A 19,689-nucleotide genomic window follows, 5' to 3' on the forward strand; every position below is an offset into this window, starting at 1 on the left:
CTGACAGCGACTTGCTGACGCCACCAGGCGGATATCGGCTTTCTGAAATTATCAGGGAGCTGGTTGCAGGTTGAACTTGGGTGCGAGCATAGTGACTTGTGCGAACCGTGCCGCCGAACGCGCGCCCGGTGCCGCCAACCGCCCACACCCATGGGTGGCTTGGCATTTCCCTGCCCCCGATGCGTCTCGCCCGGCCGCGCCGCCGCCCCCACGGAAGGCCAACACCGTGTCCCCCCACACGACCTCGTCCCCTCAGCTCTTAGACGCCGTGGACCAGGAACGAACCCACTGGATCGAACTTCCCGCGCACCGCTCCAGCATCGGGGTCGCCCGTCGCTCCGTAGGCACCCGGCTCAAGGCCTGGAGCCTGCCGGGCGAGCTGTGCTCGGACGCGGTGCTGCTCCTGTCCGAACTGGCCACCAATGCCGTGTGCCACACCTTCAGCGCACGCATCCTGTGCGGCATCGGACTGGTCGGCGACGGGATCCTCCGGCTGGAGGTGCATGACCACGACCGCTCGGGCCCCAGGCTCCGCCGGTGCCGTGCGGGCCTCGACGACGAGGGCGGGCGTGGCCTGTTCCTGGTGGAGGAACTCGCGGACACCTGGGGGGTGGACCGGTCGAGACTCACCGGCGGCAACGCCGTGTGGGCGAATCTGCGGGCCTGAACTAGCCCTTGGAGGGCATGAGTTCGGCCAGCAGCAGGGTCCGGTCGTCCGCTCCGGCCGGATCGGAGGGGGCGTGCAGCAGCCGTCGGCACAGCGAGGGAAGCGGGTCGTGATCGACGGCCGCCGCGTCGAGCGCCCGGGCGAGGCGGGCGATCTGGTGGTCTATGTCGGTGTCCCGGGACTCGACCAGACCGTCGCTGTAGAGCACGAGCAGTGACGGGTCGTCGATGGTCAGCACGGTCGGCTCGTAGGTGCCCGCGGCGAGGCCGAGCGGCAGTCCCGCGCCGACCAGCGTGACCGGAGCGGTCCGGCCGTCCGGGCCGCGCAGCAGCGGGGGCGGGTGACCGGCGCCCACGAGCGTGCAAGTGCGCTGCCGGGGGTCCCACTCGGCGTAGATGCAGGTCGCGAAGGAGGCGCCCGGGGTGTCGCTGGCGAGTGCGTCGAGCCGTCGTATGAGGTCGGCGGCGGGGATGTCGAGGCCGGCCAGGGTGCGTACGGCGGTGCGCAGCTGGATCATCGCCACGGCGGACTCCGGGCCGTGCCCCATGGCGTCCCCGACGATGAGACTGACCCGGTCGCCGGGCCTTCTGAGCACATCGAACCAGTCACCGCCGATGATCGAGCCCTGACCGGCGGGCAGGGACCCGTGGGCGATGCGGCAGCCCTCGACCTCCTGGATCGTGCCGGGCAGCAGACTGCCCCGGATGGCCAGGGCGGTACGGCGCTCGTGCTCGTAGCGGCGCGCGTTGTCCAGGGCGACGGCGGCCCGCGCGGCCAGCGACTCCACGGCGGCGGTCTCCGCGGTCAGGAACGGCCCGCGGTCCGGTCCGCGTGAGCAGGCCACGAACCCGATCGCCCCGCCGCGCAGCCGTAGCGGCACCACCAGGAAGGACCGCGACTTGAGGAGTTCGTCGACCCGCGCGTCCCGGCCGGCGGAGGCGGCGAGCCGCTCGGCCGTGTGGTCGTCGACGGAGTCGAGCAACTGCGCGTGTCCGTTCACCAGCGCGCGGGCGTACGGCGTCTCGCGGGGAAAGACGATCACTTCGCCGACCGGCAGGACGCCCTCCCAGGACTCGGGCGCGTCCGTGCCCACCCGCAGGGCCAGCCGGCGTGCCTCGATCTGGGCGGGATCCGCGCCGGCGTACGTGGTCTCCTCGCGGCGCCACCGCTCCAGCAGATAGAGGGAGGCCGCGTCGCAGAAGCCGGGCGTCAGCGCGTGCACGACATGACTGCCGGTCAGCCCCAGGTCGAGCTCCGAGCCGATGACGTCGGCCGCGGGGGAGAAGAAGGACCGCCGGGGCGGGGGCACGGCGGTGGGGATGTCGTCGGAGCGGCTGTGCGGTTCGTTCCGCAGGGTCGTGGGGCCTTTCCAGGTGGGGGTCCGGGCGCCCGGCAGGGACAACTTGATCGCCAGGCGTCGACGGCAACTATATGATGAGGCGTCAAGTACCTTGTTGGGAAAGGACGTTCTGGTGAACGACACGGATGCTCTGCCGCCAGGGGCCGATCCGGACAAGGCGAGCGTAGCCCGGATGTACGACGCGTTGCTGGGCGGGGAGCACAACTTCGCCATCGACCGGGAGGCGGTGGCGGCCGTCACCGGCATCGACCCCCAGGTGCGGGCGCTGGCCCGGGCCAACCGCGCTTTCCTCGGACGGGCCGTACGGTTCCTGGTCGGGTCCGGCGTCCGCCAGTTCATCGACCTCGGCTCGGGAATCCCGACGCAGGGCAACGTCCACGAGGTGGCCCAGGCGGCGAACCCGCAGGCCCGGGTGGTCTACGTGGACAAGGACCCGGTGGCCGTCGCCCACAGCACCACCCTGCTGGCCGACAACCCGCTCGCCGACATCGTCGACGCGGACATCCGGCGGCCGGCCGACGTCCTCGCCTCGCCGCAGGTGCGTGAGCTGATCGACTTCGACGAGCCGGTCGCCGTGCTGATGGTCGCGATCCTGCACTTCGTCGCCCCCGAGGAGAACCCGGCCGGCATCGTCGCCGCCTTCCGGGACGCCCTGCCCCAGGGCAGCTGGCTGGCGCTGTCCCACGCCACGAACGAGGACCGTCCGGACACGGCCGCCGCGGTCACCCAGCTGTACCGCTCCCGGGCCACCTCACCCGTCACCGCCCGCTCCCACGACGAGATCCAGGGCCTCTTCGCCGGGTTCGAGCTGACGGAGCCCGGCCTGGTCCATGTCCCGCTGTGGCGCCCGGACGAGGGCGAGGACATCCCGGAGAAGCCGTCTGAGTACTGGGTGTACGCGGGAGTCGGCCGCAAGAGCGGGTGACAGCGGGGGAGCGACGCCGCCCGCTGTACCGGACCTACCCCGCGATGGAGTCCAGCTGTTCCGCCGCCGGGCGCAGGGCCCACAGGTCGCCGCCGGGCGGCGCCTCCAGTGCCGGAACGGCCCTGCGCGCCCTTGCGTCCCCGGCGTCCGCGGCCGCGTGCACGACGTCGGTCGCCGCGTACCGCAGGAACTCCAGCTCCGGATGGGGCCAGGCGGCGGCCCCGGTGGCGGCGGGCAACAGGTAGTCCACCGCCCTGAACAGGCTCTGCCCGTCCGGCCCTCGGTAGGCCCACAGGTCGATGCCCACGTGCCGGCCGATGGCCGCGAGCCTGGTGTAGGCGACCAGGTCGAAGGTCGAGTAGTGCCAGCTCCGGGTGCGGGTCAGTTCCTGGGGCTGGCTTCCGTCGGCCGCGATCTGCGGCGCGATGCGCTTGCTCCGGGCGTCCAGGACCGTACGGCGGGCCAGTGCCCTGTCGCCGGTCGCGTACGCGAGACCGGCGAGCAGCAGGTCGTAGAAGGTGCCGTGGTTGTTGGCCGCGGCGCCCTCCTGCCTGCCGAAGTCGCTGTCCTTGAGCCAGCCGAGGAAGTCGGCGTTCCACCGCGCCATGCCGGTGCGGTCCTTCCCGCTCCAGCCGGGTGCGCCGGTGTCCAGGAGGGCGAGCGCGTCGACGACGCTGGTGTACGACTGGGAGAAGTCGATGATGCCGATGGCCCGGCCGTCGTACTTGCAGGGGATGAACTGCGCGTGGTCCAGGTTCGGGTTCATCCTCGTGGCAGGGTCGAGGAACCAGGTGCGCAGTACCTGCCCGGCCTTGCGCGCGTACCGGTCGTCGCCGGTGTAGTACCAGGCCAGGGAGAGATCGTAGGCGGAGTCGAAGGTCTTCTCGACGTCCTGGCGGTCGGTGCCGGAGTCGACCTCGGGATTGCGCTCGCCGTCTCGCTGGACGTACGGGCAGCCCCAGGGGTTGTCGGCGGTGGGGGTCCGGGAGGGCCACCAGTAAGGGGCCTGGCTGAGGTAGTCGTGGACGTCACCACCGGGAGCGGGTCTCGGCTTGTCGACGACGGTCCAGGGGCCCTGGTCCAGCCACTTGTCCGCGCGGGCGGTCAACACCCGTACCGCTCGCCGGAGTTGCGGGTCCCCCCGGTCGAGGCGGACCTTCGTCTGCTGCAGGCGGGGGCCGTCGAGCACCGCGGTGTGCGGGACGGTGGTCCGCGCTGCCACCGGTGCGGCGAACCCCGTGGTGAACGCGGCCAGGGCGGTCAGAAGAGCGACGCACAGGCGGGAGCGGGCGCTCATCGGTTCACTCCGTTCAGCCGCCGCTGGGCCTCGAACAGGTTCCGTGGCCGCACCGCGCCCGAACTGCCGTACAGCTCAAGGCGGGTGTGCAGATCGCCGGTGAAGTCGGGGACGTCGATCTGGTCGAACTCCCGGACCTCGTCGATGCCGACGGTCGCGGAGTACGGCGCCAGGCCGTCGATCTTGACCAGCCCGGCGCGGCCGTTGGTGACACGGATGTTCCAGTGGGTGAACCGGGCGCCGAACAGGGGGCCCGCGCTCGCGTCACCGCCGTGGCGGCCGTTGTTGTTCACGGTGATGTCGGTGCGGACATTGGCGAAGGGCAGACCGCGATGGCTGTCGAAGGTCCCCATCCGCATGTCACCGCGCGACCAGACGTTGTACGACGACAACCCCTCGACGTTGATGCCGTGCAGCTGGGTGTTCGCGGGCGCGGGGCGGGTGCGCTCCTCGATCGTGAAGTCCTCGATGAGGTTGTCGTGCGAGCCCTCGCGGCAGAAGTAGGGATGATGGGAGCCGCGCCCCGCCACCCGCGTACGGCGCAGGGTGCACGCGGAGGCGGCCACCAGACCGAAGCCGTTGTCGACATGACGCACCGTCACGTCGTCCACCCAGCAGTCGTACGCGCACTGGAGCACGACGCCGTTGTGGCCCTTGTCCAGCAGGTGCGGCTGCTGGGGGGTCTCGGGCGCCTCCAGGGTCAGGCCCTCGACGCCCGAGCCGCTCAACTCCGATACGTGCGTGGTCAGTTGCGGGGACCACTCCGGGCGCAGGTCGAGCGGGAGCGGCCGTTCGAGGGTGACCTTGCGGCCGTGGACGCGGGCGATGCGGACGGGCCACTCGTAGGGCACGTACGACGTCAGCTTCGTCTTGTCGTCCCAGAAGTAGGCCTCGGGGCCGGGCCCGCCCCCGCACATGTGCTCCAGGAGGGTGTGGTCGGCGTCGTCCGCGAGCCGGAGGAGGACCAGGGCGCCCGGGCGCAGCGCGCCTGCGTCGGCGACCGTCACCGTCCAGGAACCCTGCCGCGCGGGGGCGACCGCGGTGAGCGTCCGCCATTCGTCGCGCCGGTTGCCCGTCCAGCCCTCGAAGGGCCACGCCCTGGCTCTGATCGCTGCGACGAGCGACTCCCAACGGGCCCGCGGCGCGAGCCAGATCAGCCCGCCCGCCCATGACCAGGACGACTTGTCCCCGCCGTAACGGGAGCCGTACGTCCCGATGAGCTCGGTGAGGTTCTTGGTCGCGTACACCGTCGTACGGCCGCTGCCGGCGCCCTTGAGGACCACGTTCGAGTGGCCCACGCGGATGACGTCGTCGACGCGGAACGTGCCCGGCGGGATGGTGACCGTGCCACCGCCGGCCCGTCCGGCGGCGGCGAGGGCACGGTTGATCGCGGGAGCGGAGTCGGTCGTACCGTCCGCCACGGCGCCGAAGTCGCGTACGTCGGCGACGACTCGGCGGCGCGGAAAGTCGGTCGCGCCGCCGTGGCAGCCGGCGCGACCGACGTACGGGATCTGCGGATGGGTGAAGGGTGCGCGGCTGAACTCCCGCCACAGTGGTGCTGCTTCGGCCGCCGACGCGGCCCCGGCACCCAGGGCGACGGTGACGGCGCTTCCCAGCAGCGATCGTCTGGTCATGCCCATGACAGTTCGGTGGCTCATGGCGGATCGCCCTTTCCATGGACTTTCATGGATATGAACGTCGTTCATAAGTACGTTGAGCGGTGAGGATGCCATGTCGCCGTGCGGTGCGAAAGAGGTTGCGCAGGGATTGCTGGGTCATGTCCCTGAACCAGGACACACGCCGAGCCCCGTCGACAGGGTGGTTGTCGACGGGGCTCGGCGTGGGTGGAACTATCGGCGGCTGCTGCCGACGGCGATGATGCCGGTGACCTTAGAGCCGGTCAGGTTGTCGTAGACGACCTCACCGCCGGACTTCTTCCAGATCCTGAGGCGGAAGGTGTCCGGGCCGTCGGTGGCGGTGACGCGGAAGCCGTAGCCGCTCTTCCCGTCGACCGTGCCGGATCCCTGGTAGACGGCCTGGGAGCCGGTGACCACGAACCAGTCGGAGCCGCTCGAACGGAACTTCAGTCCGGCCCGGCCGAAGTCGAAGGACGCCTCGCCGACAGGGGTGACGGCCCCCGGCAGGTAGGCCGCGGCGAAGGAGAAGGCGGCCTTGCCCGTCAGGTCCGGCTTGGCGGGGTAGGCGCCGGCCGGGGAGGCGAGGACACCGGCGCCGAGCACAGGACCGGCGGAGCGGTCGTAGACGATCAGCTCGGGAAGCGTCCTGCTGTCCGAGGCGCCGTCGTCGTCGGTGACGGTGATCACCGGACGCCGGATTCCGGCCTTGGCGTAGGTGTGTTCGGCGCGGCAGCCGGACGCGGTGACCGTGCCGGACTGCGGCGCGCTTCCGTCCTTCCAGTCGACCGTGCAGGTGTGGGTGTCGCTCGTGCCCGGGTCGGTGAACACGGCCGTGACGACCACGCGCTTGCCGAGCGAGACCGGGGACTGCGGACCCGTGGCCGAGACCAGGACCGGCGCCGCGTTGGCCACCTTCACCGTCGCCGTGTCCCTGCTGCGGCCGCCCGTGAGGGTGACCGTGTAGGTGCCGTCGTCGGTGCAGGTGAGCGTCGTCGCGGCCGAACCGGGGTCGGCGAAGGAGCAGGGTGCTCCCGCCTCGACGGTCCACTTCGGGCTGCCCGCACCGGAGAGGGCGCCGTGCAGCGCGATCGCGTCGCCCTCCTTCCCGCCGACGTCCTCGCCGGCGTGCACGATGCTCACCGGGTCGACGCCGGTCAGGGTGGGCACGACCTTCTTGATCAGGCCGTCGGCGTCGAACTCCAGCTTGTCGATGGTCGTTTCACGATGCATGCCGTCACCGCCGGGCATGGCGAACCGGTGGTAGGCGATGTACCAGTCGTCGGTGTTCGGCACGTGGACGACCGAGTGGTGACCGGGACCCCTGATGCCGAGCGAGAGGTCCTTCTCCAGGATCACGCCCCGCTTGGTCCAGGGGCCGGTGGGGGAGGGGCCGGTGGCGTAGGCGACGCGGTAGTTCTCGTCGCGCGTGTCGTTCTCCGACCACATGAGGTAGTAGGTGCCGCCCCGCTTGATGACGAACGAGCCCTCGTTGTAGCCGCTGGGCGTGATGTCCTTCATCTTCGTGAGGTCGAGGGACGTCATGTCGGCGTTCAGCGGGGCCACGTAGGCGTGCCCGTTGCCCCAGTAGAGGTACGACTGCCCGTCGTCGTCGGTGAACACGGCCGGGTCGATCATCTGGCCGCTGAACTGGCCCGCCTTCAGCAGGGGTTGGCCCAGCGCGTCCTTGAACGGACCGGCCGGCGAGTCGGAGACGGCGACACCGATGTTGGCGTCGGCGCAGAAGTAGAAGTAGTACTTCCCGTCCTTCTCGGCGATCGTCGGCGCCCAGGCCCGGCTGTCCGCCCACGAGATGTCCGGACCGAGGTCGAGAATGACGCCGTGGTCCTTCCAGTGGACCAGGTCGGTGGAGGAGTACGCCTTGAACTGCGTGCCGCTCCAGCCCTCGAAGCCGTCGGTCGTCGGATAGATGTAGAAGGTGTCGCCGAAGCGCACGATGTTCGGGTCGGCGTTGAGCCCCGGCAGAACCGGGCTCCTCATGATCAGCGCCGAGACCGTCCAGGTGCGCTTCTTGCCGTCGGAGCCGGTCACCTCGTACGTCACCGGCTTGCTGAAGTCGTGCACGCTGCCGGAGGCGGGGCTGATCGCCGCACCGTGGGCCAGGGTGAACTCCGGTGCCAGCGCGGTGAGATCGGTGCCCTCCTTCATCGGCAGGGTGACCTTGCTGTCCGCGTTGTCGACGATGGCGTCGACCTTCAGCGCCGGGTGCGTGGCCTTGGCGATGCCCGCGGTGTTGCCGCTGAGCTCCATGGCCTCCGCGGCGGACAGAGCCCGGTCGTAGACGCGGAAGTCGTCGACCTCGCCGCCGAAGGCGGGGTCGCCCGCGTACAGGGACCTGCCGATGTAGCCGCTGTAGTCCTTGTTAGCGTCATACAGCTCGGACGGCTTGATGGAGGTCGTCGTACGGGCCGCCTCGACGCCGTCGACGTAGAGGACCATCGTGCCGGTCGCCCCGTCGAGGGTGACGGTGACGTGCCGCCACTCGCCCGGTGTGAGCTGCGAGCCCGCCGTCAGCTTCGACTCCGCCGACCAACTCGCCTTCGTGATGGCCGAGTAGAGGCTGTTGCCGCCGTTGGAGGGTGTGGCGAACAGGTACTTGTTGCTGTCCGGACCGAGCCCGAACAGCCACTGGAAGCTGCTGCCGCCCTTCCACTTGGCGTACGTCGACACGGTCACGCTGTCGGCGTTCTTCAGCACACCGTTCGGGATCCTGACGTACGGCGACCCCGTCGCGTCGCCCGACATCTTGAAGGAGCCGCCCTGCACACCGGTGCCGAAGGCGGGCGTACCGGCATAGGTGCCGTGGTAGCCGTGGCCGCTGGAGTCGACCGCGATGTTGCCGCCCGTCTCGTCGAAGCCGTAGTGCAGGAGCAGGTCGGCCGGGACGTCGGGGCCCTCCTGCGAGACGGTGACCTCGGCCTGGAGCGGGATCGCCGCGCCGTCGGGCAGACTGCCGGTGACCGTGAAGGTGCCCGCCTGGGCGTACTTCGACGCCGGGACGTCCTCCCAGGTGACCGCGACGGGGCGCTTGACGCCGTCGGCGTAGGTGGCGATCACGGTGGCCGGCAGGACCGGAGCCTGGCCGGTCCGCGTCTTCACGGAGATGCTCTCGACGCTCGCGACGAGCTGGTCCGGCTGGTAGGAGCGCAGCAGCCGGTCGTACTCGGCCTGGGTGACCGGCAGGACGGTGCCGTGGCGCGGCCTGGCCGGCAGGTCGTAGTCGGCGACCGGGGTCCAGTTGCCGGAATCGAGGTCGGTGGTCTCGAAGGGGATGTATCCGCGGCCCCCGAACTCGTCGAGGAACGCGTACCACTTCTCCTCGGTGTTCGACTTGAAGACCAGGGGGCCCTCGGCGGCGTTCATCGCGCCCTTGCCGATGCCCTCCGCGACCGCCGTCCAGTTCGGGTTCAGGATCGAGTCGCTCTTCTCCTCGAAGATGAACTTGCTGTTGGGCGTCGAGGAGGTGTTGTTCCGCTCGTCCTTCGACAGGCGGTAGTAGGTGCCGTTGTTCTGGATCATCGTGGAGTCGATGACCGAGTAGCCGCGGTCGATCCAGACCTTGGGCTCGCTGAAGGTGTAGAAGTCGCGGGTGGTCGCATACATCATGCGGTTGTACGTGTCGCCGGAGTGCGCCGCGTTGTCGTACAGCTTCGACGCCCAGAAGACGACGTACTCGCCGAGCTTGGCGTCGTAGAACGCCTCCGGCGCCCAGGTGTTGCCCGCGCTGTCGGGCGAGACCTTGACGAGCCGCTGGTTCGTCCAGTGGACCAGGTCGGTGGACTCCCAGACCATGACGGACTTGCTGCCGGTGCGCTGGGAGGCGTCCCAGTCGCCGTTGCCGTAGATCCTGAGGTCGGTGGCGATCTGGTAGAACTTGTCGCCCTCGGGGGAGCGGATGATGAACGGGTCGCGCAGGCCCTTCTCGCCGAGCGTGGAGGTCAGGACCGGCTTGCCGTCGTTCAGCTCCCGCCACTTCATGGGGTCGTCGCCCTTGCTGAGCGCGGCGTAGAGCTGCTCGCCGTCCGAGGTGCCCTCACCCGTGAAGTAGCTGAACATGTAGCCCTTGAGGGCTTGTTTCGCGGGGAGTTCGGGGACCTTGGCGGTGAAGAGGCGGGTGGCCTTCGCGTCCCCCTTGGAGACGGTGGCGGTCAGCTCGACGGTCGTGGCGCCGTCGCCGTGCGCGGGGCGGTGGACCACGCCGTCGGCCCCGATGACGTCCTCGTCGGCGGAGGCCCAGGAGACGGTGGTGCCGTAGTCGCCCGCGGCCGGGAGGGTGAGGTTGCCGCGCACGTCGTCGAGGTTGTGGACGCTGAGCGCCTCGGCGGCCTGCCGGGTGGCGGTCTGGTCGTCGAAGTCGGGCAGGACCGTGACGTCGAAGCTCTTGGTGTCGGTCACGGGACCCTTTTTCAGGGTGGCCGTGAGCGTGGCGTGGCCCTCCGGTTCACCGGCGGCGGGGCGGGTCACCTTGCCGGAGCCGCTCACCACGTCCGGGTGGTCGCTGGCCCAGGTGAGGGTGGAGCCGCCGGCCGTGCCGGTCTTCGGGAGGTCCAGGTCGGCCGTGACCGCGCTGGTGTCGCCGAGGCTCAGGGCGGCCTTGTCGTCGGCGACGCCCTCGGTGGCGACGGGGAGGGAGAGTTGCTCGACCTCGGAGGCGGCGAGGGCCCGGTTGTAGACGCGGAAGTCGCGGATGCGGCCCTTGAACAGCTTGTCGCCGGAGTAGACCGACTTGCCGATGTAGTTGGCGGTGGTGGTTCCGGAGCCGATGGCGCCGGGCGTGATGGTGACCGCCGTGTTGCGGCCGACCTCGACGCCGTCCTCGTACAGGACACCGGTGGTGCCGGTCTGGGTGTAGGTGAGCTGCTTCCACACCGCGCGGGCCAGGTTGTGGCCGTCGGAGGGCTTCGTGGTCTGCTCTGTCGACCAGTTGCCGGTCGCGATCGAGGTGCGCAGGGAGTTGCCGGTGGCGAACAGGTATCCGTTGCCGTTGGCGCCGCTGGAGTTGCCGAAGCCGTAGAGGAAGTACGGAGTGCTCTGGGCGGAGTCGATCAGCACGTCCGTGGAGACGGTGATCGAGTCCATGCCCTTCATGACGTCGTCCGGCACCTTGACGGAGGTGTCCGTGCCGTTGAAGGCGAGCCCCTGCGTGGGGTCGGACCAGTCGGCGGTTCCGTTCACCGTGCCGTCGCGGCCGTTGCCGGAGGCGTCGGTGACGGTACGGCCCGAGGCGCCGTCCAGCTTGTACCAGAGGGCCAGTCCATCGGTGACGTCCACCGTGTCCGCCGCCCGGGCGGAGAGCGCGGGCGCGGCGAGGCCCAGGAGCAGTGACGCGGCGGTCAGACCGGCGAGGCGGGCCGCCCGGCGTCTTGCGCGGGTGCGCGGACGTGCGAAGTACGTCATGTGGGGTTCCTCTGCTGAGGCGTGGCGGGGCCTCGGCGGGGGCACCCTGCCGTTTCGGCTGTGTGACGACGTGTTGCGAGAGTGTCAATCGCGTCCTACGGGGACGTCAAGAGGTTTCGAACGATGTCCGACTGGTCGAACGTCACGTTCTCCCCACATGTATGGGGGAGTTGGGGGCATGCGGGTGGTACCCAGCGTGACTACCCCAGACAATCGAAGGGACGGGCACCATGCTCGCCATCATCTCCGCGGTCCTGTTCTTCATCTCCTTTCTGATCAACGCTGCGGACATCTCGACGAACGACACCTTCAGCTCGACGAACATCATGCTGCTCGGTCTCATGGTGCTCGCCCTGCATGTGGCCGGCATCGGAAGCGGGTGGTCCGTGGGCAGCCGCCGGCGGTGAGACCCGTCAGATGGGGGGCAGCCCCCAGCGGGGCGCGTCCTCGTTCGGACGCACGGGGGTGACCGTCGGTTCGGGACGGTCACCCCGGGCGGTGATGAGCGCCGACTCCCCCTTGCACAGGGCGACTTGGACGGCACCGCCGCCGACGTCCATGTGATGGAGAGGGCGTCCCCGTCCGTCGCGTATGTCGACGGGACCCGCGATTCCGTGCCCTACGACGCAGGGCGCACCCGCCTCGCTCACCCGGTGATCCCGTCATGGTGCGCGACCTGGGCGGGCGGATTGCCCTGGTAGCCGTCCGGCAAGGGCTTGAACGCGGCGCGTGGGCGATCGCGTCCGCCGGGTGGAACACCCAGCGGAAGTCGCGTTCCCCCTCGCTCGGGGTCACTTCGACGGCGAGGACCGAGCGCTCGGTGTGGACCAGGGCGCGCAGGACCAGGGTGCCCCGGTCGGTGGTGAGTGTGCCGGTCAACTCGGCCTTGCGCAGGGACAGTCGCCAGTCGAGGCCGGTGATCGCGCCCACCGGCTCCAGTGTGAAGTGCCCGGACCACCGACCCGAGTTCGGCTCCCTCTTCGGTCTCGCCCGGCTGCCGATCGGGGTGGCGCCCGGTTCGGCGTAGACCCCGGAGCCGAGGAAGCCGTTCCCGAGGAAGGGGCCTTCGTGCCAAGCCGTCGGCATCCGCTGCCAGACGAGGTCGGCGTCGTCGAGAACCGTGCGCCAGGGGTCGCCCGATGCCGGGACGGACGCCGGGGCCGATGCGACCGGGTCGGCCGCCGCCGGGGTGGCCTCGGCACGGTCGGCCGCCGACGCCTGGGTGGTGGTCAGGGCCGATGTCAGGAGCTCGCCACTGAGGGCGGACCCTGCAGCCAGGCCCGGGTGCCGAACGAGGCACACGCCCGTGAGGCCACCGCCGCCGCGGAGCGCAGCGCCTCCGTGAAGCCGTACGGGGTCACGTGGCCCTGAGTGGCGAGGCGATGGGTGAGTGCCCCGTGGAGGACGTCACCCGCGCCGAGTGTGTCCGCGACCCGGACGGCAGGCACGTCCACCGTGCCCGTGCTCTCGGGGCCCGCCCACTCGATGGGCCGGCCCCCGCGACTCACCGCCGACCAGACCACGCCGTGCTCCTGGAGGAACCGCAGGACGTCCGCAGGGGTGTCGGTGCCCGGCGGCCGGAAGTCGTCCGAGCAGACGGCCACGTCGATCGACGGCAGCAGGTTCTCCGTACCGGGCTTCCAACTGCCCCCGTCGAGAACGGTTCTACGGCCCGCGGCCCGCGCGAGACGGGCGGTCGCCGTCGCCAGCTCCATGTGGTGGCCGTCGAACTCGACGACGTCGCAGGCGGCGACCAACGCGTCGAGACCGTCCGGTGGCGTGAGCCGGTACCCGGCCGCGTTGGTCGACGCGACGGCGCGGTCCCCGCTCGACTCGGTGACCAGAATGGAGGACACGGCGGGCGGATTCGTCGACTCGGCCGCCAGGTCGGAGACATGCACGCCCAGCCCGCGCAGGTCCGCCGCGACCGCCGCTCCCAGCGGATGGGAGCCGATGCCGGTCAGCAGCCTGGCCGTGCCGCCCAGGTGGCTGAAGGTCACAGCCGCGTTCGCCGCCGGGCCGCCCGCGGCCACCACCTGCTCACGGGCCGTCAGCTTCTCGTCGGAGCCCGGCACATGGTCCACCAGCTGAATGACGTCGAGCGTGCACAGGCCGACGAACAGCCCTTCGGGACGTCGGGTGTCCGTCGGCCTGTGCATCGTTCGCCTCCAGTTGCCGCTCGCGGCCTTCAGCCCGCCGCCCTCTTCACGAGCTCGCCGATCCGCGCCTCGTCGGCGGCCGTCAGCTTCGTGAGCGCGAACGCGGTCGGCCACATGGTGCCCTCGTCGAGGTTCGCCTTGTCGTTGAAGCCGAAGGTCGCGTACCGCGCGTGGAACTTTTCGGCGCTCTGGAAGAAACAGACGACCTTGCCGTCCTTGGCGTAGGCGGGCATCCCGTACCAGAGCTTCGGCGCCAGGTCCGGGGCACTGGCCTTGACGACGGAGTGGATCCGTTCGGCCATGACCCGGTCCGCGTCCTGCATCTCGGCGATCTTCGCTACCACGGCGGCCTCGTCCTCCGCCGCCTTGTCGGCACGCGAGCTGCGGCGCGCCGACGCCTTGACCTCCTGGGCGCGCTCCTTCATCGCGGCGCGCTCCTCGTCGGTGAACGTCTCGGTCCTCTTCGGCGTCCTGCGGGTGCTCGTCATGTCGGTTCCTCCTGGTCTGCGGACGGTCAGGGACAGCTTCTGCGGACGGTCAGGGACATCTTCGCGCCGAACCATGCCATGCCGTTCAGCCCCACGCGCAGGCGATCTGCCGAGTCGTGGTGTTGAGCCGGTTGAACAGGTTCGTGACGCCGATCATCAGGACGATCGCGGCGAGCAGTTTCTCGTCAAGGTAGGTGGCGGCCGTGTTCCGGACCTCGTCGCTCACCCCGTCGGGACGGTCGGCAAGGCGCGTCGCCACCTCGACCGGCGCCGGCGCCGGCGCCGCCCGCTCCTCCTCGGTGAAGTGGGGGGCCTCACTCCAGGCGGCGACCGTGGCCAGCCGCTCGTCGCTCACTCCCGCCTTGCGAGCCGTCCTGGCGCCCGTCGACACCCGCGCTGCATCCGTTGATCTGACTGACCCGCAGATGCATCAGCTCAAGTCAGGACGACGGTCGTGGGACGAGACCGCCCCGACGGCGGCGGCCGAGCACCGGGCGGCGGGCCGGGCCGCTCTGCCTGAGCCCGGCCAAGGGGTCTGAGACGCCCAAGCTCCCGACGTGTCCGTCCGTGCGACGAGCACCGACAGCGGCCCACTGCGCTCTCTTCCGCCTTGCCAAAGTGGAACTCTGTTCCGTATCGTTTACGGAACGAGGTTCCGTTTTGCCGTCACGGCCGTGCGGGGCCTCCGCAGCCGGGCCGCGCCATGCCGCCGCACGGTCTCATCTCCCATGGAGGAACACGCTCATGCAGTACCGCACCTTGGGCCGCACCGGTGTGCAGGTCAGCTCCCTCGCGCTCGGCGCCATGAACTTCGGCAGGATCGGCCGCACCACTCAGGACGAGGCCACCGCGATCGTCGACGTCGCTCTGGAGGCCGGCGTCAACGTCATCGACACCGCCGACATGTACGGCGACGGCGAGTCGGAGGAGATGGTCGGCAAGGCCATCGCCGGCCGCCGCGACGACATCGTGCTGGCCACCAAGGCCGGCCTGCCCATCGGCGAGGAACGCAACCACCAGGGCAGTTCGCGCCGCTGGCTGGTCACCGAACTGGAGGCCAGCCAGCGCCGCCTCGGCGTCGACCACGTCGACCTGTACCAGATCCACCGCTGGGACCCGAACACCGGCGACGAGGAGACGCTGTCGGCCCTGACCGACCTGCAACGCGCCGGAAAGATCCGCTACTTCGGCTCCTCCACCTTCCCCGCCTACCGCATCGTGCAGGCCCAGTGGGCCGCCCGCGAGCACCGGCTGAGCCGCTACGTCACCGAACAGCCCAGCTACTCCGTCCTCCAGCGCGGCATCGAGGCCCACGTCCTGCCCGTCACGCAGGAGTACGGCCTCGGCGTACTGGTGTGGAGCCCGCTGGCCTCGGGCTGGCTCTCGGGTGCGATCCGCGAGGGCCGGGACATCACCACCCACCGCTCGGCGTTCCTGCCCGAGCGCTTCGACACGGCACTCCCCGCCAACCGGACCAGACTCGACGCAGTGGAGCGACTGGCCAAGGTCGCCGAGGACGCGGGCCTCACCCTCATCCAGCTCGCGCTCGGTTTCGTGACCGCACACCCCGGCGTGACCAGTGCCCTCGTAGGCCCCCGCACGGTCGACCACCTGCACGCCCAACTCGCCGCCGCCGACACGGTCCTGACCCCCGATGTACTCGACGCGATCGACGAGATCGTCGCCCCCGGTACCGACCTGGCCCCCCACGAGAACCACGACACCCCGCCCGCGCTCCTGGCCCCGTCACTGCGCCGCCGCTGACCGGCCGGGGGAGACCCGGGCTGAAGGTGACCCACGGTCCGTGCCGGGTGGGTCACCGGATCGCCCAACTCGCCGCCCCCGGCACTGACCTGTTGGCCGGTGTGCTCGACGCGAGCGTCACCCCCGGCGTGGTCCCGCTCGGTCGGCCAACCGCATGCCCGACTCGCCACCGCGGGCACCGACCTGGCCCCGCAGGAGAACCAACACACTTTGCCCCTGGGGGCCGGGGGAAAGACCCCGTACGACCAGCAACCGCTTCCGGCCGCCCGCGATGCTGGCCAAGATCGCCACGACCGTCGACGTCGTCTCCGGCGGCGGGCTCGACTTCGGTATCGCGGCCGGCTCGACTTCGGTATCGGTGTCGGCTCCCGCCCCGACCACCCCCTGGCCAGGCGCGAGTACGAGGCCCACGGCCTGCCCTTCCGCGACTCCGCGCACGCCGTGGCGAGCCTCGCTGAGGCCTGCACGGTGATCAAGCGGCTGTGGACCGAGGAGAAGCCCTTCGACCACCACGGCACCCACCACCACCTCACCGGCGCCTTCGCCAACCCCAAACCGGTCCAGCGCCGACATCGACGACGTGACCCGTCGCAGCGCCCTGCTGGACCGCTACTGCGAGGAGATCGGCCGCGACCCGGCCGCCTCGCTGATCGCCTCGCGGGTGGCGCCCGGGCGGTCGTAGGAGACCGGCAGGTGGATTGAGCGGGTGATCTCGACCGACGCGGGCTTCACCCACATCGTGCTCGGCCTGCCGTCGCCCTACCCGGACCACGTCGCCCGGTGGTTCGCCGACGAACTCATCGGCCCCTCGGCCCGACCGGTCATTTCCAGCCGTACGCGTACGCCGCCACCCACGTGATGTCGAGCTGTGCGCTGCTGCCCGGCGCCGCCCCCGGGCCCTCCAGAGCGCTCTCGTTCTGCAGCACCCAGGACAGGGGAAGGTCCGGCACGTCACGGGTGTCATGACCCGTCTGCCGGCCGTCGACGAAGAACCGCACGTGGCCCGGCGTCCACTCGGTGGACACGGTGTGCCACCGCGTCCAGTCGTCGCTCCCCGGGAACCAGCCCTGCTCACCGCCGCCGCAGGGGTGGTGGAAGGAGCTGAGCGAGCCGGTCCACTCGCCCTCGGGGTGGTCCATCTCGCAGCCCCCGCCGTAGTGCAGCCACGCGGACTTGTACCCGGGAGCCAGCTTCGTGACCTTGATGCGCGCGCTGTACTTGCCGTACTTCATCTGCATCACCGCACGCGGCACCACCGCCGCGGCATGCACGGGGCCGCCGTCCGCGGGCCGCCACATCCGGATCGACATCCGGCCGTCGCCGTTCGCCGCGGGACCGACGCTCACGGTGTCCTCCGGGTGGTAGACACCCACCACCTGCCGCCCCCGGTCGGCGGCCGTGTCGGGCCAACCCGTCGGATACGCCCACCAGTTGTCCCGGTACTTTCCCTTCAGGCCCCCGCAGTGGGCCGCGGAGGTGTCGACGTCGTGCTCGCAGTCGCTGAACGACCCCAGCGGCACCCGGTCGCCGTTGAAGTCCTCGGCGAGGACCTGCCAGAAGGGTCCGCAGTCACCACGGGGAAGGTGCGCGGCGGTGGTCCGGCAGGCGTCGGCGGGAGCGGGGGCCCCGTCGGCCCGGGGGAGGCCGAGGAGGCCGCCGCCCACGAGCAGGAGGCTCGCGGCTGTCACCAACATCCGCTTGTGGTGGTGCGGCGCTGCGTGTGAACCCATCCCGAGGCTCCTTCAGGCGGCCGACGCCGTCCGCCCGTGCCGCGCAGAGCACCGGAAGGCCATGAACCGCGGCGGAGCGGACCGCACTTCGCGAAGGAACATCCTCGCCCCCCGCACCGCGCGGCGCCATCCCCAGGACGCGCCGCGAACCGGAAGGCCCGCTCCGCCGGCCGCCTCAGAACTCGCTGTCGATGCCGGTCACGACCGCCGGCCCCAACGGGGCGTCCTCCTCTGCCAGGCCGCTGTCCCGCAGGGCTCCGGAGACCAGCCGTACCGCTTCGGCCTCCGCCTGCAACCGGTCCGGGGCCTCGACCTCGACCCGGGCGGCGAACATGCCGTCCTCCTCCACGGACAGCACACTCAGCTCCTCGCTCTCCCCGAGATCGGTGTTCCTGGGATCCTGAGGCCGAAGCCTTCGTCCGATGTCCGAGCGGACGCTGTCGGGCACTCCCCGCAGGAACGTGCCGGGGACGGTGATGACGTAGGTGGTCACGGGGACTCCTTTCTGACGTCCTACCCGGTTCCCCGTGAGACCGATCGGAACCGAGGGCGCAGGGCTCCGGATGTGGAGGAGGCGTGTCGTCCACGGCGGTTTTCTGAAACCGTCCCCGCATGGTCACGCCGGTCGGGGGTATGCGCGGCCAGAACACTGCATCTCGAGATGGGCGGACGATGACGACGTCGGTGACGGCTGGCACGGGCAGGGCGGAGCTGGAGGGGGAGGAGCCCGCACGGGGCGGCGTCGAGCTCGGCCACGCCCTGCGTGACACCGACGGCCCCCTGCCCGTCCCCCTGGCCCTCGCGAGGAACTGACCGGGGAGTGAAGATCGTTTACGAGGAACAGGACTGCCGAGGCGGCCGTACGGCCCCGCCTCAGGACCGGCCCACGGGTGGACGCGCTGTCCACCGCCGTGGGCGACGGGTGAACATCGGATCGTCGCTCTGACCGTGTTCCCGGCGTTGTCCTGGGCAACGGCCGGCGGCAGGCGACAGGTATGGAGTGGGGAGGCCGGGACGAGAGTGATCTCGGGGACTGAGGCTGCCGAGCTGGTGTCGACGGCGGCAGCCGCCGCCGAGACGGCGTGGGAGCACTGGGAGCCGTCGGTTCTCCTCGTGGAGGACGATCCCGGCGACGCGATGCTCGTGGAGGAACTGGTCGTCGACGGCGCCGTGAAGATGCGGTTGCGATGGGTGCGGTCGATGACCGAGGCCACCGAGGCGCTCGCCACCGAGACGCCCGACTGCGTCCTGCTCGATCTGCACCTGCCGGACGCCCAGGGGCTTGAGGCGGTCTCGCAGGTCCAGGGGCTGGCCGAGCAGGTCGCCATCGTGGTCCTCACCGGGCTCGCCGAGGAGCAGACCGGCCTCGCCGCGGTCGCGGCCGGCGCACAGGACTACCTGGTCAAGGGCCGGGTCGAGCCCGAGCTGTTCGGGCGGGCGGTGCGCTACGCGATCCAGCGCAAGCAGACCGAGCAGGCGGCGGTGGCCCTCCACGCCGGCGCGCTCCAGGCACAGGAGAACGCCCGCCTGGAGCGTGGCCTGCTGCCCCGCCCGCTGCTGCGCGCCGAAGGCGTCCAAGTGGTGGCCCGTTACCGGCCCGGACGTGCCCAGACACTGCTGGGCGGTGACTTCTACGACATCGTCCAGAGCGCCGACGGCACCCTCCACGCCCTCATCGGGGACGTCTCCGGGCACGGCCCGGACGAGGCGGCCCTGGGAGTCGCCCTGCGCATCGCCTGGCGCACCCTCGTCCTCAGCGGGATCACCGGCGCGCAGCAGATGGCCCGCCTGGAGGAACTGCTGATGGCCGAGCGGGCCCGTGACGAGGTCTTCGCGACCCTCGTGACCCTGGCCGCCGTCCCGGGAGAGCAACAGGCCCACATCGTCCGAGCCGGTCATCACGGCCTGCTCCGGCGCAGCGGGACGGACGTGGAGTGGGTGGAGGTGCCCGGCGGACCGGCCCTGGGCATGGTCCCGGGCGGCGCGAGGTGGCCGACCGCGGAACTGGCGGTGCCTGCGGGCACGTCGGTGGTGCTCTTCACCGACGGCCTCTTCGAGGGGCACGTGAGCCGTGGCACGGAACGCCTCGGCGAGGAAGGACTACTGGCCCTCGCCCGGGAGGGAGCCGCACTGGAGCCGGAGGCCTTCGTGGACCGGCTGATAGAGAAGGCCGAGAGCCTCGCCGAAGCACGGGGCGGCCTGGCCGACGACGTGGCCGTCGTCCATCTGAACTGGAACTGAGTGAGT

General features: G+C 70.8%; 16 protein-coding genes and 2 pseudogenes. 8 read left to right on the forward strand and 10 right to left on the reverse strand.

The genetic code is table 11. The features are described from left to right. Positions 1-268 precede the first annotated feature (268 nt). The gene (locus D1369_RS39465; RefSeq protein WP_037898726.1) at positions 269-667 is read left to right on the forward strand and encodes an ATP-binding protein; all 399 of its coding nucleotides are present in this window, start codon (positions 269-271) and stop codon (positions 665-667) included. 1 nt (position 668) lies between these two features. Here the strand turns inward: D1369_RS39465 and D1369_RS39470 are convergent, their stop codons facing one another. Further along, positions 669-2,069 (reverse strand): SpoIIE family protein phosphatase, encoded by a 1,401-nt coding sequence (locus D1369_RS39470; RefSeq protein WP_037898723.1) that lies wholly within the window; start codon positions 2,067-2,069, stop codon positions 669-671. A gap of 70 nt (positions 2,070-2,139) precedes the next feature. Here D1369_RS39470 and D1369_RS39475 point away from each other — a divergent pair, with 70 nt between their 5' ends. After that, positions 2,140-2,952 (forward strand): SAM-dependent methyltransferase, encoded by an 813-nt coding sequence (locus tag D1369_RS39475; RefSeq protein WP_118083009.1) that lies wholly within the window; start codon positions 2,140-2,142, stop codon positions 2,950-2,952. A gap of 34 nt (positions 2,953-2,986) precedes the next feature. On the opposite strand, the gene D1369_RS39480 is transcribed toward D1369_RS39475, so the two are convergent. The 3 genes from D1369_RS39480 to D1369_RS39490 form a co-directional block, all read right to left on the reverse strand. After that, the gene (locus D1369_RS39480; RefSeq protein ID WP_007379637.1) at positions 2,987-4,249 is read right to left on the reverse strand and encodes an alginate lyase family protein; all 1,263 of its coding nucleotides are present in this window, start codon (positions 4,247-4,249) and stop codon (positions 2,987-2,989) included. Further along, positions 4,246-5,889 carry a glycosyl hydrolase family 28-related protein gene (locus D1369_RS39485; protein WP_118083011.1) on the reverse strand — a complete coding sequence of 548 codons (1,644 nt, stop codon included), beginning with the start codon at positions 5,887-5,889 and terminating at the stop codon, positions 4,246-4,248. Before D1369_RS39485 ends, D1369_RS39480 begins: the two co-directional genes overlap by 4 nt. 210 nt (positions 5,890-6,099) lie before the next feature. Continuing rightward, the gene (locus D1369_RS39490) at positions 6,100-11,301 is read right to left on the reverse strand and encodes a family 43 glycosylhydrolase (RefSeq protein WP_118083013.1); all 5,202 of its coding nucleotides are present in this window, start codon (positions 11,299-11,301) and stop codon (positions 6,100-6,102) included. A 230-nt stretch (positions 11,302-11,531) separates the two neighbouring features. Here D1369_RS39490 and D1369_RS43215 point away from each other — a divergent pair, with 230 nt between their 5' ends. Then, on the forward strand, positions 11,532-11,708 hold the full coding sequence (locus tag D1369_RS43215; RefSeq protein ID WP_007379634.1) for a hypothetical protein: 177 nt from the start codon (positions 11,532-11,534) through the stop codon (positions 11,706-11,708). 6 nt (positions 11,709-11,714) lie between these two features. Here D1369_RS43215 and D1369_RS43220 read toward each other — a convergent pair whose 3' ends face one another. Beyond that, entirely contained in the window at positions 11,715-11,861 is a 147-nt protein-coding gene (locus tag D1369_RS43220; protein ID WP_158680105.1) for a hypothetical protein, read from the reverse strand. 104 nt (positions 11,862-11,965) lie between these two features. Here D1369_RS43220 and D1369_RS44805 point away from each other — a divergent pair, with 104 nt between their 5' ends. Continuing rightward, positions 11,966-12,328 carry a hypothetical protein gene (locus tag D1369_RS44805; protein ID WP_037898719.1) on the forward strand — a complete coding sequence of 121 codons (363 nt, stop codon included), beginning with the start codon at positions 11,966-11,968 and terminating at the stop codon, positions 12,326-12,328. A 214-nt stretch (positions 12,329-12,542) separates the two neighbouring features. Here the strand turns inward: D1369_RS44805 and D1369_RS39500 are convergent, their stop codons facing one another. The 3 genes and pseudogenes from D1369_RS39500 to D1369_RS39510 all read right to left on the reverse strand — a co-directional run bounded on the left by D1369_RS39500 (position 12,543) and on the right by D1369_RS39510 (position 14,439). Next, a complete protein-coding gene (locus D1369_RS39500; protein ID WP_007379631.1) occupies positions 12,543-13,460 on the reverse strand; it encodes a PfkB family carbohydrate kinase in 918 nt (305 codons plus the stop codon). Positions 13,461-13,489: 29 nt separating this feature from the next. Continuing rightward, on the reverse strand, positions 13,490-13,948 hold the full coding sequence (locus D1369_RS39505; RefSeq protein WP_007379630.1) for a DUF1801 domain-containing protein: 459 nt from the start codon (positions 13,946-13,948) through the stop codon (positions 13,490-13,492). 85 nt (positions 13,949-14,033) lie between these two features. Continuing rightward, a pseudogene (locus D1369_RS39510) lies at positions 14,034-14,439 on the reverse strand (carboxymuconolactone decarboxylase family protein). A gap of 253 nt (positions 14,440-14,692) precedes the next feature. Here D1369_RS39510 and D1369_RS39515 point away from each other — a divergent pair. Next, positions 14,693-15,712, forward strand: coding sequence for an aldo/keto reductase (locus D1369_RS39515; protein ID WP_007379627.1), 1,020 nt, complete (start codon positions 14,693-14,695; stop codon positions 15,710-15,712). Between the two features lie 244 nt (positions 15,713-15,956). Then, positions 15,957-16,571 (forward strand): annotated as a pseudogene (locus D1369_RS39520) (LLM class flavin-dependent oxidoreductase); the annotation flags it as partial. Here the strand turns inward: D1369_RS39520 and D1369_RS39525 are convergent. Both D1369_RS39525 and D1369_RS39530 read right to left on the reverse strand, forming a co-directional pair. Next, complete coding sequence (locus tag D1369_RS39525) at positions 16,534-17,442, reverse strand: glycoside hydrolase family 16 protein (protein ID WP_007379626.1); 909 nt, start codon at positions 17,440-17,442, stop codon at positions 16,534-16,536. The pseudogene D1369_RS39520 and the gene D1369_RS39525 sit on opposite strands and share 38 nt — an antisense overlap. A gap of 175 nt (positions 17,443-17,617) precedes the next feature. Further along, entirely contained in the window at positions 17,618-17,935 is a 318-nt protein-coding gene (locus D1369_RS39530; protein WP_007379625.1) for a hypothetical protein, read from the reverse strand. A gap of 179 nt (positions 17,936-18,114) precedes the next feature. Between D1369_RS39530 and D1369_RS43230 the strand changes: the two genes are divergently transcribed. Then, positions 18,115-18,255, forward strand: a complete 141-nt coding sequence (locus tag D1369_RS43230) for a hypothetical protein (protein WP_158680104.1) — start codon at positions 18,115-18,117, stop codon at positions 18,253-18,255. Positions 18,256-18,489: 234 nt separating this feature from the next. Beyond that, on the forward strand, positions 18,490-19,683 hold the full coding sequence (locus tag D1369_RS39535) for a fused response regulator/phosphatase (RefSeq protein ID WP_037902944.1): 1,194 nt from the start codon (positions 18,490-18,492) through the stop codon (positions 19,681-19,683). The last annotated feature ends 6 nt before the right edge of the window (positions 19,684-19,689 follow it).

Origin of the sequence: Streptomyces sp. CC0208, from assembly GCF_003443735.1 — a bacterium.
In the GTDB taxonomy this organism is placed as follows: Bacteria; Actinomycetota; Actinomycetes; order Streptomycetales; family Streptomycetaceae; genus Streptomyces; species Streptomyces sviceus.